At 37.4% G+C, this 13,151-nt stretch carries 14 protein-coding genes and 1 pseudogene; 11 read left to right on the top strand and 4 right to left on the bottom strand.

Translation table 11 applies throughout. From position 1 onward, the window contains the following. Positions 1-12: 12 nt before the first annotated feature. From SanJ4206_RS06775 to SanJ4206_RS06750, 6 genes and pseudogenes are all read left to right on the top strand, one after another. Positions 13-663, top strand: a pseudogene (locus SanJ4206_RS06775) (DUF3825 domain-containing protein). Between the two features lie 63 nt (positions 664-726). After that, complete coding sequence (locus SanJ4206_RS06770) at positions 727-1,356, top strand: YwaF family protein (protein ID WP_003030063.1); 630 nt, start codon at positions 727-729, stop codon at positions 1,354-1,356. Between the two features lie 123 nt (positions 1,357-1,479). After that, positions 1,480-1,887: a helix-turn-helix domain-containing protein gene (locus tag SanJ4206_RS06765; protein WP_003030062.1), complete on the top strand. Its 408-nt coding sequence runs from the start codon at positions 1,480-1,482 to the stop codon at positions 1,885-1,887. An 11-nt stretch (positions 1,888-1,898) separates the two neighbouring features. After that, positions 1,899-2,219 (top strand): hypothetical protein, encoded by a 321-nt coding sequence (locus SanJ4206_RS06760; protein WP_003030061.1) that lies wholly within the window; start codon positions 1,899-1,901, stop codon positions 2,217-2,219. Between the two features lie 248 nt (positions 2,220-2,467). Continuing rightward, on the top strand, positions 2,468-4,012 hold the full coding sequence (locus SanJ4206_RS06755) for a peptide chain release factor 3 (protein ID WP_003030060.1): 1,545 nt from the start codon (positions 2,468-2,470) through the stop codon (positions 4,010-4,012). Between the two features lie 320 nt (positions 4,013-4,332). Further along, positions 4,333-5,241: a magnesium transporter CorA family protein gene (locus SanJ4206_RS06750; protein WP_003030058.1), complete on the top strand. Its 909-nt coding sequence runs from the start codon at positions 4,333-4,335 to the stop codon at positions 5,239-5,241. A gap of 23 nt (positions 5,242-5,264) precedes the next feature. Here SanJ4206_RS06750 and SanJ4206_RS06745 read toward each other — a convergent pair whose 3' ends face one another. Further along, positions 5,265-5,663, bottom strand: a complete 399-nt coding sequence (locus SanJ4206_RS06745) for a hypothetical protein (RefSeq protein WP_003030057.1) — start codon at positions 5,661-5,663, stop codon at positions 5,265-5,267. A gap of 279 nt (positions 5,664-5,942) precedes the next feature. Here SanJ4206_RS06745 and SanJ4206_RS06740 point away from each other — a divergent pair, with 279 nt between their 5' ends. Further along, the gene (locus SanJ4206_RS06740) at positions 5,943-7,499 is read left to right on the top strand and encodes a degradosome RNA helicase CshA (protein WP_022525047.1); all 1,557 of its coding nucleotides are present in this window, start codon (positions 5,943-5,945) and stop codon (positions 7,497-7,499) included. 64 nt (positions 7,500-7,563) lie between these two features. On the opposite strand, the gene lacD is transcribed toward SanJ4206_RS06740, so the two are convergent. Next, on the bottom strand, positions 7,564-8,514 hold the full coding sequence (lacD, locus tag SanJ4206_RS06735; RefSeq protein WP_003030055.1) for a tagatose-bisphosphate aldolase: 951 nt from the start codon (positions 8,512-8,514) through the stop codon (positions 7,564-7,566). 170 nt (positions 8,515-8,684) lie between these two features. Between lacD and SanJ4206_RS06730 the strand changes: the two genes are divergently transcribed. Beyond that, on the top strand, positions 8,685-9,431 hold the full coding sequence (locus SanJ4206_RS06730; protein WP_003030054.1) for a DeoR/GlpR family DNA-binding transcription regulator: 747 nt from the start codon (positions 8,685-8,687) through the stop codon (positions 9,429-9,431). Positions 9,432-9,566: 135 nt separating this feature from the next. On the opposite strand, the gene lacB is transcribed toward SanJ4206_RS06730, so the two are convergent. After that, positions 9,567-10,085 (bottom strand): galactose-6-phosphate isomerase subunit LacB, encoded by a 519-nt coding sequence (gene lacB, locus SanJ4206_RS06725; protein WP_003030053.1) that lies wholly within the window; start codon positions 10,083-10,085, stop codon positions 9,567-9,569. Between the two features lie 18 nt (positions 10,086-10,103). After that, on the bottom strand, positions 10,104-10,535 hold the full coding sequence (lacA, locus tag SanJ4206_RS06720) for a galactose-6-phosphate isomerase subunit LacA (protein ID WP_003030052.1): 432 nt from the start codon (positions 10,533-10,535) through the stop codon (positions 10,104-10,106). Positions 10,536-10,700: 165 nt separating this feature from the next. On the opposite strand from lacA, the gene SanJ4206_RS06715 reads away from it, so the two are divergent. The 3 genes from SanJ4206_RS06715 (at position 10,701) to SanJ4206_RS06705 (ending at position 13,114) form a co-directional block, all read left to right on the top strand. Continuing rightward, positions 10,701-11,180: a PTS sugar transporter subunit IIA gene (locus tag SanJ4206_RS06715; protein ID WP_022525046.1), complete on the top strand. Its 480-nt coding sequence runs from the start codon at positions 10,701-10,703 to the stop codon at positions 11,178-11,180. Between the two features lie 23 nt (positions 11,181-11,203). Then, positions 11,204-11,509, top strand: coding sequence for a PTS sugar transporter subunit IIB (locus SanJ4206_RS06710; protein WP_022525045.1), 306 nt, complete (start codon positions 11,204-11,206; stop codon positions 11,507-11,509). Between the two features lie 129 nt (positions 11,510-11,638). Further along, positions 11,639-13,114 carry a PTS galactitol transporter subunit IIC gene (locus tag SanJ4206_RS06705; protein ID WP_003030049.1) on the top strand — a complete coding sequence of 492 codons (1,476 nt, stop codon included), beginning with the start codon at positions 11,639-11,641 and terminating at the stop codon, positions 13,112-13,114. Positions 13,115-13,151 lie beyond the last annotated feature (37 nt).

The raw sequence follows: 13,151 nt of genomic DNA, 5'->3' as shown, positions 1-13,151 counted from the left end.
AGATATATTAAAATGAAGGAAGTAAACTATATGAAAGCACTTAAAGATTATTTGGCTAAAGATAAAAATTCGGACGAAATGATTTGGAATTTTGCATTTTTAGGAAGACCAGAAAGTTTAAACTCCAAACTTCAAGAATTAAGCGAGTTAGCAGAAAGCGAGAACTGGACTTCAGCTAATTCAATTAAAGAGAACAATATCTTATACAGTTATGTGATACATACATTTAGTAGAGCATTTGAATTAGGAGAGGAATATGTTGTTGTAAATAAGGATGAATCTTATGCTTCTTTTAATACAGGATTGTTAACAGAAAATGGAGAGGATATTATATGTCTTTTTAACACTTTTGATAGTAGCGAAGAGTATTATTAGCATTTATACGGTTTTAGAAAAGTTTCTGATTGGGATTTTTTGAACCATTTTGAAGTAACCCCAAAAGTTCCTCATTTTTTTAGTAATCCTGCTGATATTTATTTTGACCCCAATAGAGAGTTGATTAAAAATTTAGACCATATATTAGATGACAATATGGATAGATTTGAAACCGAGTTGCAAAATAAAGGAAAAGCATATATACATGCACTGTTAAATAATGCACTTGACTTGACAATTGGGAATAATATTTATTACCGAAATTTCTACATATTCTGTTTGGTGTAAACTGGTATATAGTTCCCTAATTTTTTAACAACTCAAAAGACAGCACCACCTCCCATTTCTGCTATGGGCTATGTGACGATGATAGGAATTCTCTTGTTCCTCATTTACATTTCAGTTCACTATGCGCAAAACCCATTGTATCAAAAAACTTTTAAATATTTACAAGCTTTTCAATTAGTTATACTTTATTCTTGGTATTTTGGTTTCCATATTTCATTTGTAAATAATCTGCCTTTTTATCATTGCCGCTTAGCCATGTTTGCCATGTTGCTGCTGCCAGATAAATGCCGAAGCAAGCAGTATTTTGCACTTTTAGGTGTCAGCGGGGCGATTTTTGCCATTGGTTATCCAGTTTTTGACCCCTATGATTTTCCGCATATCACCAGCTTTTCTTTTCTTCTGGGGCATTACTGTCTCTTGGTTAATTCGCTGGTTTATCTTATCAACCACTATGACAAGCAGCTGTTGAAGAAGTATGAGATTGTGGGCTACACATTTGCTTTGGATTTGTTTTTAGTTGGTGTCAATGCCATAACTGGTGGAAATTATGGATTGATGACTCATCCCCCGCTTATAAAAGGAGACCGAATCTGGGTGAACTACGTACTTGTCTCACTGGTTCTGGCTACCACTTTGCTCCTTTTTGATGAATATTTTAAAAGGCGATGGAAAAAGCAATCAAAATTAGTTTAAAGCTTTAAGTATTACATCTTCTGTCAAGTTTATTTGGCAGGATTTTTTCTAAATGTAAAAAAATTTTGCTAGATTTTATAAACGAAAATAGTAAAATAAAGGTAGAAAGATAGGAGAGGGATAATGGAAATTGGGAAAAAATTAAAAGAAGCACGTCAGATGAGTGGTTTGACACAAGAAAATGTCGCAGAAAAATTAAATGTATCTAGACAAACCATCTCAAATTGGGAAACAGAAAAATTTTATCCGGATATTTTGTATGTTTTGCAGTTAAGTGATTTGTATCAGGTTAGTTTGGATGAATTGCTGAAAGGATATGAGCGCATGATTCAGCACTTAGAGGATTCGACAAACGTTGTAAAGAGCAACAAAAAGATTTTGCTGGCCTTTATATGTAATATTTGTTTACTGTTTCTTTTCTTTATTTTTATCACTCCAATCTCTAATAGTTATCTACTGACCTTGTTGGCAGTGGCGCTGGTAACCGGGACAAGTGGGTATATTCTGGTGCAGATTATTCGTAAAATATAGGAGGTTCTACCATGACTTGGTATCTATTGACCTTGATTGGTTTGCTCATCGTAGCAAATGGGCTGTTTGTGTATCAATTGTTTAAACTAGTTGAATTAGACGCTGTGGTTCGCGGGATGAAACATCCTAAATTCTGGGGATTCTTGGCAACTGGCGGTCGAGGGGGAGAAGGATTGATTTTGTACTTATTAAAACGAAACAAGGCTATTTTTTCCATGACATCAGAAGAAAAAGAAGAACTTCAAATGAGGAAACAACGGATTATCTATTTACTGGTTTTAATCATGATATTAGTAATTTTTCTCTTTGCTAGTGTGATTGTGAGATTCTAAAATATAGTTTCTTATATTAAGAAACAGAAAATCGCTCGAACTGAACCGCACCCCAAAAGTTAGACAGAAAAAATCTAACTTTTGGGGTGCAGTTCAAACAGAGCGATTTTTTATATGTTCTAAGCAATTGAAAAAATCCTTTAAATCCGCTATAATAGGTAAGTTGAAACAAGTTAGGAGCAGTCCAATGTAATAAGAATTTTCATAGAAATCGAAAGAAAAAGTATAAAAAAGAAAAAGAGGATATAATGACGATTCAAGATGAAATAAAAAAACGCCGAACTTTTGCAATTATCTCTCACCCAGATGCCGGTAAAACAACTATCACAGAGCAATTGCTCTATTTTGGGGGTGAGATTCGTGAAGCGGGTACGGTCAAGGGTAAGAAGACCGGGAACTTTGCAAAATCTGACTGGATGGATATTGAGAAGCAGCGGGGGATTTCAGTGACCTCTTCTGTCATGCAGTTTGACTATGCCGGAAAACGGGTCAATATTCTTGATACACCTGGGCACGAAGATTTTTCAGAAGATACCTACCGCACCCTCATGGCCGTGGATGCCGCAGTCATGGTGGTGGACTCTGCCAAAGGGATTGAGGCTCAGACTAAAAAGCTCTTTGAAGTTGTCAAACACCGCAATATCCCAGTCTTTACGTTTATCAATAAACTGGACCGCGACGGGCGTGAACCCCTTGATTTGCTGGAAGAATTAGAAGAAGTACTTGGCATTGCCAGCTATCCGATGAATTGGCCAATTGGGATGGGGAAATCCTTTGAAGGTCTCTATGATTTGCACAATCAGCGACTGGAGCTTTATAAGGGTGATGAGCGCTTTGCCAGCATCGAAGAGGGAGAAAAAATATTTGGCAACAACCCATTTTATGCTCAGGTTTTAGAGGATATTGAACTCCTACGGGAAGCGGGAAATGAATTTTCACAGGAAGCTATTTTTAATGGGGAATTAACCCCTGTCTTCTTTGGTTCAGCCCTGACCAACTTTGGAGTGCAGACTTTTCTTGACACTTTCTTGGAGTTTGCACCAGAACCTCACGGACACAAAACCACAGACAATCAGGAAATCAGCCCGCTGGATAAGGATTTTTCAGGATTTGTCTTTAAAATCCAAGCCAATATGGATCCAAGACACCGTGACCGCATCGCTTTTGTCCGCATCGTATCGGGTGAATTTGAGCGCGGCATGAGTGTGAATCTGACCCGTATCAAAAAAGTTGTCAAACTCTCAAATGTCACCCAGTTTATGGCTGAGTCACGTGAAAATGTAGAAAATGCGGTGGCTGGAGATATCATTGGGGTTTACGATACCGGCACTTACCAAGTTGGCGATACCTTGACTGTCGGTAAAAACAAATTTGAGTTTGAACCGCTTCCAACTTTTACCCCAGAAATTTTCATGAAGGTTGCAGCTAAAAATGTCATGAAGCAGAAGTCCTTCCATAAGGGAATCGAGCAGCTAGTTCAGGAAGGAGCCATCCAGCTCTACACCAACTACCAGACTGGTGAGTACATGTTGGGAGCTGTCGGCCAGCTTCAGTTTGAAGTCTTCAAGCACCGCATGGAAAATGAATACAATGCCGAAGTAGTCATGACACCCATGGGTAAAAAGACTGTCCGCTGGATTTCACCAGATGATCTGGACGAGCGTATGTCCTCCAGCCGCAATATTTTAGCCAAGGACCGCTTTGACCAGCCTGTCTTTCTCTTTGAAAATGACTTTGCCTTGCGCTGGTTTGCCGATAAATATCCAGATGTCAAGTTGGAAGAGAAGATGTGAGAGCGTTAAAAATCCGACAGAAAATTAGGAAATCTGACGAAGAAGCGATTGCTTCTAGGAGGATTTATCTATTTTCCGAGGATTTAGTTTGAACTCAGTTAAAGAAAATGTGAGACTTGCACGGCATATGAGCAAAGTTTGAAAATTACGCTATTATTCGAGCTTTCTCATAATAATTTTTGAAACAGAACTGGGTTTTAAGTGAGTTTGTTTGTTAGAATCTTAAGCGTTTAGATAGATAAAGAAGTGTAATAACGATTGGTGAAGAATTGAGCATCTTTTTCAATTCTTTATATTAAAAGTCAATAAAGGAGAAAAGGGTGTTTATTGAAAAAGAATTAAAAGATGGAATGTCTTGGATAAACTTAGATGCAGATATTTTAAGTCAACATCCAGATTCTTATAAGGAATACAATATTGATGAAGAAACCATTGAGTATGCACTGGATAAAAATGAACGCGCCCACATGGACTACAATCGTGAAACAGGAACAGTCGTTTTTATTTTCAACGTATTAAACTTAAAAAGGGATAAGGATTATTATGAAACTATTCCTATGACCTTTATTGTACAGAAAGATAAACTCTTAACAGTTAGCAATAAAGCAAATACTTATGTTGTAGATATGATGAAAAATTATGTCGAACACCATGAGCCTGTAACAGTTTATAAATTTCTATTTGCTAGTTTAGAATTAGTGTGTAATTCTTATTATCCTGTAATTGAAAAAATGGATGAAACAAAGGATAACATCAATAGTCTATTGCACAAAACAACCACTAAGAAAAATCTCTTTGCTTTAGCAGACTTAGAAACTTCCATAGTCTACTTGGTAGCAGCTGCAAAGCAAAATCGTATGCTGTTAGAGCACATTAAAGGACATGCACTTTATCGTCATTTAGATGAAATTGAAAAAGAGCAGTTTGACGATGTCATGATTGAAGCTCGCCAATTAGTAGCAATGACAGACTTGATTTCTCAAGTTCTCAGTCAATTGTCAGGTTCTTACAACAATATTTTGAACAACAATCTGAATGATAATTTGACTGTTTTAACAATCATTTCAGTCCTCCTAGCAGTCCTAGCAGTTATCACGGGATTCTTTGGTATGAATGTGCCACTTCCGTTGTCTAATGATAAAAATGCTTGGATTTATATAGTTATTATCAGTCTTATTCTTTGGATTGTATTGACCAAAGCTTTGAAATGGTTGGCTAATAAAAAATAAAAATGATGTAGCCTTACCCCAATTTAGGACCTAGCTTCATCACTTTTATTTCTTTTTTTGCTTTCCAAATACCAGCCCAGCAGCCGGAGCAGAACCAAAAAATAGTTTTCCAGCCAGCCTAGAAGGTTGGCATTATTAGGCAGTTGTAGGTAGCCTAGCAGATAGTTGGTTCCAAAACCTAGCCCGCCAAGAATTAGTGCTAAGAGTACTAGACGCAGATAAAACCAGTCATATTTAATGAGAACACCAATCAGCAGAGGCAGAAGGGCTAAGTTCCAAAAGTCGATTTCTCGCTGCCAGTAGACGGAAAGACCGTAAGCTGAGTCAGAACCTAAAAGTTGGGGTTGGAAAATTTGAATAACAGCAGCCCCTAGCATGGCTACAATCAGTAGGATAAAGGCAAAGCGTAAAAACTTATTCATAGTGACTCTTTTTTATTTTTTTTTCATTATAAAAGAAAATAGTACATTTTCAAGTTAAATCTTATATCAAAAAAGAAAGTTAGCAGAAATCCTATCTTTTTATCATTCTTTGTGTTATACTAGATAAGTTACAAAATAGTCAGCTTTCTCAGTTGCTTTTGGCAAGTAATTAAGATAAAGTCTTTTCTATTGGAATACTGGTATCAAATTTACTGAATGAGAAAGCAAAATATGTTTTATAAGGTAGCTTCGCACTACCTTTTTAGAAAGAAGAAAAAATTGAAATTTAATGAATTACATTTGTCTGCTGAATTGTTAGCAGAAATTGAAAAAGCAGGCTTTGTTGAAGCCAGTCCAATCCAAGAACAAACAATCCCGCTTGCTATGGCAGGGAAAGATGTGATTGGACAAGCTCAGACTGGTACAGGAAAGACAGCTGCTTTTGGTTTTCCAACTCTCGAAAAAATTAACACAGAAAATCCTGTTGTTCAGGCTTTAGTCATTGCACCAACTCGTGAATTGGCTGTTCAAAGTCAAGAGGAACTCTTCCGCTTTGGTCGAAGCAAAGGAGTGAAAGTTCGCTCGGTTTATGGTGGATCTAGCATTGAAAAGCAAATCAAGGCTCTCCGTTCAGGCGCGCACATTGTCGTTGGAACTCCAGGACGTTTATTAGACCTCATTAAGCGCAAAGCACTGAAACTCAATCATGTAGAAACGCTAATTTTAGACGAAGCGGATGAAATGCTCAATATGGGTTTCTTAGAAGACATTGAAGCAATCATCTCACGCGTGCCGGAAGAGCGTCAGACCCTTCTCTTTTCAGCTACTATGCCAGATGCTATCAAGCGGATTGGCGTGAAGTTTATGAAAGAGCCAACACATGTCAAAATTGCAGCAAAAGAATTGACAACAGAACTGGTGGATCAATATTATATCCGTGTAAAAGAAAATGAAAAATTTGATACCATGACACGTCTCATGGATGTGGAACAACCAGAACTTTCTATCGTTTTTGGGCGTACCAAACGCCGAGTTGATGAATTGACTCGTGGACTTAAAATCCGTGGTTTCCGCACAGAGGGGATTCATGGCGATTTAGACCAAGGAAAACGTCTCCGTGTTCTTCGTGACTTCAAAAATGGTAATTTAGATATTCTTGTTGCAACGGACGTCGCAGCACGTGGATTGGACATTTCTGGTGTCACACATGTTTACAATTACGATATTCCACAAGATCCCGAAAGTTATGTGCATCGTATCGGACGGACAGGTCGTGCTGGGAAATCTGGTCAATCCATTACATTTGTTGCACCAAATGAAATGGGGTATCTTCAAGTCATTGAAAGCTTAACTAAAAAACGGATGAAAGGTATGAAGCCAGCAACGGCAGAAGAAGCCTTTCAAGCTAAGAAAAAAGTTGCACTCAAAAAGATTGAGCGAGATTTTGCAGATGAAAGTATTCGCAACCAATTTGAAAAGTTTGGCAAAGACGCTCGCAAGCTGGCAGCTGAATTTACACCGGAGGAATTGGCTTTATATATATTGACCTTAACCGTACAAGATCCAGACACTCTACCAGAAGTAGAAATTGCGCGTGAAAAGCCATTACCATTTAAGTATGTTTCGGGAGCTAATAAAGGCAATCGTAACAGCAAAAATGGGCGTCGTAGTAATGATCGTCGTGACCGTACTAATGGGCGTGACAATTACAAAAAGGGTGGTCGCCACGATCGCTTTGACAAAGAAAAGCGTTACCGCAAAGACCACAAAAAACCTCGTAATACTTCAAGTGAGAAGAAAACAGGATTTGTCATCCGTAATAAAGGTGATAAGTAATTATACAATAATAAAAAGGCGAATAGAAGTTCGTCTTTTTATGTTTTTATAAGGAGATACAAAGTTATTTAAATACAATAGGCGTAGCAGTCTCTTGGAGAACTGCATCTAATTCAACGATATTTTGTTTACCTATTGTTTCAAGCCATTTAATTGTAGCAGCTTCGCCACCTTCTTGATAGGCTTTGGTAGCACCAGCCCAAGTTGCACGACCGCAAAGGACACCGTTGAAAGTTGAGCCGGATTCCTTAGCAAAGCGAAGTGTATCTTGGAAAAGCTGTGCGGATACTCCAGCAGATAAGAAAATAAATGGAAGAGAAGTGGCATCACTTTGTTCTTTGTAGAAGGCAGCAGCTTCTTCTTTGGTGTAAAGAACTTCATTTTCTGCGAATCCTTCAACATATTTCATATTGACTGGAACTTCAACTTTGAGAACATCTACACCAAATCGTTCTTGTGAGTAAAGCTTCATTGCTTCAATGACTTTGCGAGGTTTGAGTTTAGCATATTCTTTTTCATCCGTCACCTTGGCATCGTAAGAAACTAACTCAAGGAAAAAAGGTATGTCTTCTGCTTTGCATTCAGAAGCTATTCGCTCAATAAAGGCTTCTTTGACGTCATTGACTGCTCTATCTTCGTCAATATCTATATAGAGTAAGACTTTCACAGCATCAGCACCGTTTGCTTTGAGACGTTGGACGGAGACATTTTCGACGAGGTCAGGATAGCGACCGGGAACAGTTTTGTCATAACCTGTTTTTTCATAGGCAACTAATAATCCAGCGTTTTTATCACGAGCTTCCGCCGCTTTCCAACCTAACTCTGGATCAAGAAGGATAGAAGAAGCGTATTTTGTTAAGTATTTCGAAACTAGCACTTTAAAGGTTTCCAATTGCTCAACTGGAGTGTCTTCACCAAGCATACGACGCAAAGCCCCTCGTTGGTCAATAGCCAAAGCGCCGATAATTCTGTTTTTATCACATAAACGTTTTAATTTTTCTTGTTTTGTTGTCATCTTTAGGCTCCTTTTGTTTTGTATAGTTTAATTATAGAACACAAATAAAACAAAGTCAAACAATATTTTACAAAAATCAAAAAAATATTGTTTTTAATTTTTCAAAATGAATAAATTGTTGTATAATATATTTGAGGAATAAAATTATATAAAACTAGAAAGGAGACAAAATGAAAGAAGGACGGCATAGAGTGATTCTCCAAGAATTGGATCAGCAAGGAGTGGTTTCTGTCAAGAAATTAAAAGAGTTACTAGATGTAACGGATATGACGATACGTCGTGATTTGATTGACTTGGAAAAGCAAGGTTTGTTGACTCGTGTTCATGGAGGAGCTCATAAAAAAGTAAAAAATGGCTTGAACGAAGCCTCCCATACTGAAAAAACAATGTTAAATATTGAAGAAAAACGAACAATTGCTCAAAAATGTGCCAATTTGATTTTTTCTGGTGATACAGTTTTTATCGGTTCGGGAACAACGACGGATTTTATCGGAGATTATTTGGCTGATAAAAGTGTGAGTATTGTGACAAATTCGCTTCCTATTTTTGAAAAATTAAAAGATAATCCCAATTGTGACATTATTCTGATTGGCGGTCGTTATCGGGTGAAAACACAAACGTTTGTCGGACAATTTGCTAATAAATTATTGAAAGAAATCAAAGTTTCTAAAGCATTTATTGGCGTCAATGGAATTGACGGTCATAATGTCACGACTGCCAATGAAGAAGAAGGAAATGGCAATGCCATTATCTTGAACAATGCGATTGAAAAGTACATTGTGGCAGATAATAGCAAATTTGACAGCTATTCTTTCTATTGTTTCTATCAGTTGGATGGTTTGGATGCAGTAATTACAGATGATCATATCTCACCAAAGGTCAAGGAAAAGTATAAATCATATACAAATGTTTTATAGTTAATATTTTTATCACCTGTTCATATAGGAGCAGGTGATTTTTGTTTTGTATCTTTCGTGCGGTATTGATACATCCTATTAAAAAACAGGTCTCGTCCATATTAGACTGAGCCTGATTTTCTGAGTATTGAGCTTTTAGTCGTGGTATTCACCGCGAGCCCATTTAGCATTTTCTTCATCGAAAATATGGTCATTTTTAGCGATTTCAGGGCTAACTTCAATGCTATTATCGATTTTTTCAATCAATTGTTTGTTGGCTTCTGTTGGTTCATACTCTGTTTCAAGAAAGACATCAACGATATTGTGAATAAGATTTTGACCAAGAATACGTCCACCAAAAGCGATGATATTTGCATTGAGTTCTTTCTTTGCATAGCGTGCGGTTAGAACGTCACCAACAAGAGCTACACGAGTACCGGGAACTTTGTCAGCAGAAGCAGAAATACCGACTCCTGTACCGCAAAGGGCAATTCCAAGATCAGCTTTTCCTGAAACAACATTTTCTGCAATCAGACGACCAAAGATTGGGTAATGAGTCCGGTGAAAGTCATAGGTTCCGACATCAATGACTTCATGACCGAGGTCTTTTAAATGTTCAGAAATTTTCATTTTTGTATCTGTTACGATATGGTCACAGCCGAGAGCGATTTTCATAATTTTTCCTCCTACCCTTTAACATAATTTATTAAGCATATCAATGCGAACTTGGTGACGCCCAGCATCATAGTCAGCTTTTAAATAAGCTTCTGCACAGGCATTTGCCAATTCTTCACCGAGAATAGCTGCACCGAGAGTGATAATGCGTGTAGAATTGTGGCGAATGGTCATCATGGCAGAATGCTCATCTGAAACAGCAGCACAAATGATCCCACGGTGTTTATTCGCAACCATATAAGAACCAACTGCAAAACGGTCAAACAAAATACCACGGGCAGTATCATCTTTTCGTAATTCTTCAACAAGAGCGTCTGTCGAGTCGACAAAATCAGCAGCACCTTCTTGTTCGTTGAGATCTTTAATGTCATAACCAAGTTGGAGTAAATGAGTTTTTACTTTATTTTTTAACTCAAAACCATCACGGTCTGTACCTAGTATAACTTTCATTGTTATACCTCCTTTTTTTATTTCACAACAACATCATAACATCTCACACAAATATTGTCAAACAAAAAATAACATAAAAAAACAAAATAAACTATTGACACCGTTTACATATAATGATATACTTTGTGCATAAACAAAATAAAACAAAATAGAAAGGGGAATATGATGGAACTTTATCAGTTATTCGATAAAGATTTAGTCTTTTGTCTGCAAGCCGACAGTCAGGAAGACCTTTTTAATCAAGTTGCTGACCTTCTTGAAGATAGACACATTGTAACGTCTTCTTATAAGAATGCCTTAATTGAACGAGAGAAGTCCTTTCCTACGGGGCTGGACATGGAATTTTTAGGGAAAGATTTGCCGAATGTAGCAATTCCGCATACGGATATTGTTCATAATTTAGCAGAAAAAGTGGTTGTAGTCCGCTTGGATCAGCCGGTGACTTTTCATAATATGATTGTTCCGTCAAATGAAGTACAAGTATCGCTTTTGTTCTTCATTATCAATAATTCTAATGCCAGTCAAACGAATATCTTGGCTCAATTGATGGACTTCTTTACTGCTGACGGCAACCTAGAGTCCTTATCCAAGTTGGATGAGGAAGATAAACTATTTCATTATATATCGGAAACAATAAATCATTAAAAATAAAAATGGAGGATTTTACAATGATTAAAATTTTAGCAGCCTGTGGAGCAGGGGTAAACTCAAGCCACCAAATCAAAAACGCTCTTGAAGAAGAATTTTCAAATCGCGGCTATGATGTTCAATGCGATGCGGTAATGGTCAAAGATGTGAATGAAGACTTGATAAAAGGTTATGATATTTTCACCCCAATAGCAGCCACGGATTTGGGATTTGAACCGGGGATTCCTGTTATTGAAGCAGGACCAATTTTATTCCGTATTCCAGCCATGAGTGCACCAGTATATGACAATATTGAAGCAGCTATTAAGGAACATGGACTTAGTTAAAGTAATTCATTGGAAAAAATAAAAAAATGAAAAATTGAAACGCTAGATAAAAACAATTTTTATCTACTGAAATAGTTATTTCACTTTTCGTTCACTATCATTCAAAAAATAAAATCGGGAGGATTTTTTATGAATGTCATTATTGACTTAGCCAATCGCTTCTTTAAACCCATTTTAGATATGGGGGCACCAATTATCATGTTGATAGTCTTAACGGTGCTTGCTTTATGCTTTGGAGTGAAGTTTTCCAAAGCTTTAGAAGGCGGTATTAAACTTGCCATAGCTCTTACGGGGATTGGTGCTATTATCGGTATGTTAAATGGCGCTTTCTCGGCTTCACTTGCGAAATTCGTTGAAAACACAGGAATTCAACTTAATATTACAGACGTTGGTTGGGCACCATTGGCGACGATTACATGGGGTTCTGCTTGGACGCTTTACTTCTTACTCATTATGCTCATCGTTAATGTCGTGATGTTAATTACGAAAAAAACGGATACCTTAGATGTTGATATTTTTGATATTTGGCATTTATCAATTACAGGTCTATTGATTAAGTGGTATGCGGATAATAATGGTGTTAGCCAAGGTGTGTCGCTCTTTGTAGCAACGCTTGCAGTCGTACTTGTCGGAGTAATGAAAATTATTAACTCTGACTTAATGAAACCAACATTTGATGACTTGCTTAATGCGCCTAGCTCCTCGCCAATGACCTCTACTCACATGAACTACATGATGAATCCAGTTATCATGGTTTTGGATAAGATTTTTGATAAATTCTTCCCTTGGTTGGATAAATATGACTTTGACGCTGCAAAATTGAATAAGAAAATTGGTTTCTGGGGCTCTAAATTCTTTATTGGATTTATCCTTGGGATTGTGATAGGGATTATGGGAACGCCACATCCAGTATCTGGCATTGCCGAAGCAGCAAAATGGTCACTTGTTATCAAAGGTTGGTTGTCTCTTGGTTTGACAGCTGGTGTCTGCTTGGAATTGTTCTCACTTATTGGTTCTTGGTTCATCGCGGCAGTAGAACCTCTTTCACAAGGAATTACAAATGTTGCAACAAAACGTCTTCAAGGACGTAAATTCAATATTGGACTTGACTGGCCATTTATCGCAGGTCGTGCAGAAATCTGGGCATGTGCCAATGTTTTAGCACCAATTATGCTGGTAGAAGCAGTTCTTCTTTCCAAAGTCGGAAATGGTATTTTGCCACTTGCTGGTATTATTGCAATGGGGGTTACTCCAGCGCTTCTGGTTGTTACACGTGGTAAACTCATTCGGATGATTGTATTTGGAACTCTATTGCTTCCGCTCTTCCTTCTATCTGGAACACTTATTGCGCCATTTGTTACGGACTTAGCGAAAGGCGTAGATGCATTTCCTAAAGGGGTAGCTAGCACACAATTGATTACCCACTCTACTCTTGAAGGTCCAATTGAAAAATTACTTGGTTGGACAATCGGAAATGCTACAACAGGCGCTATCAAAGCTATCTTTGGTGTTATTGTCTTTCTAGTGTTCTATATTGGTATCTTTGCTTGGTATAGAAAACAAATGATTAAGCGAAATGAAGAATACGCTACAAATGCAAAATAGAATAATAAGATAACAATAAGCTGGACTATTCCTTTTG

The organism is Streptococcus anginosus (assembly GCF_001697145.1).
Lineage (GTDB): Bacteria > Bacillota > Bacilli > Lactobacillales > Streptococcaceae > Streptococcus > Streptococcus hominis.
Note: the sequence above shows the minus strand (reverse complement) of the source record. Positions and strands in the feature narration are given on the sequence as shown.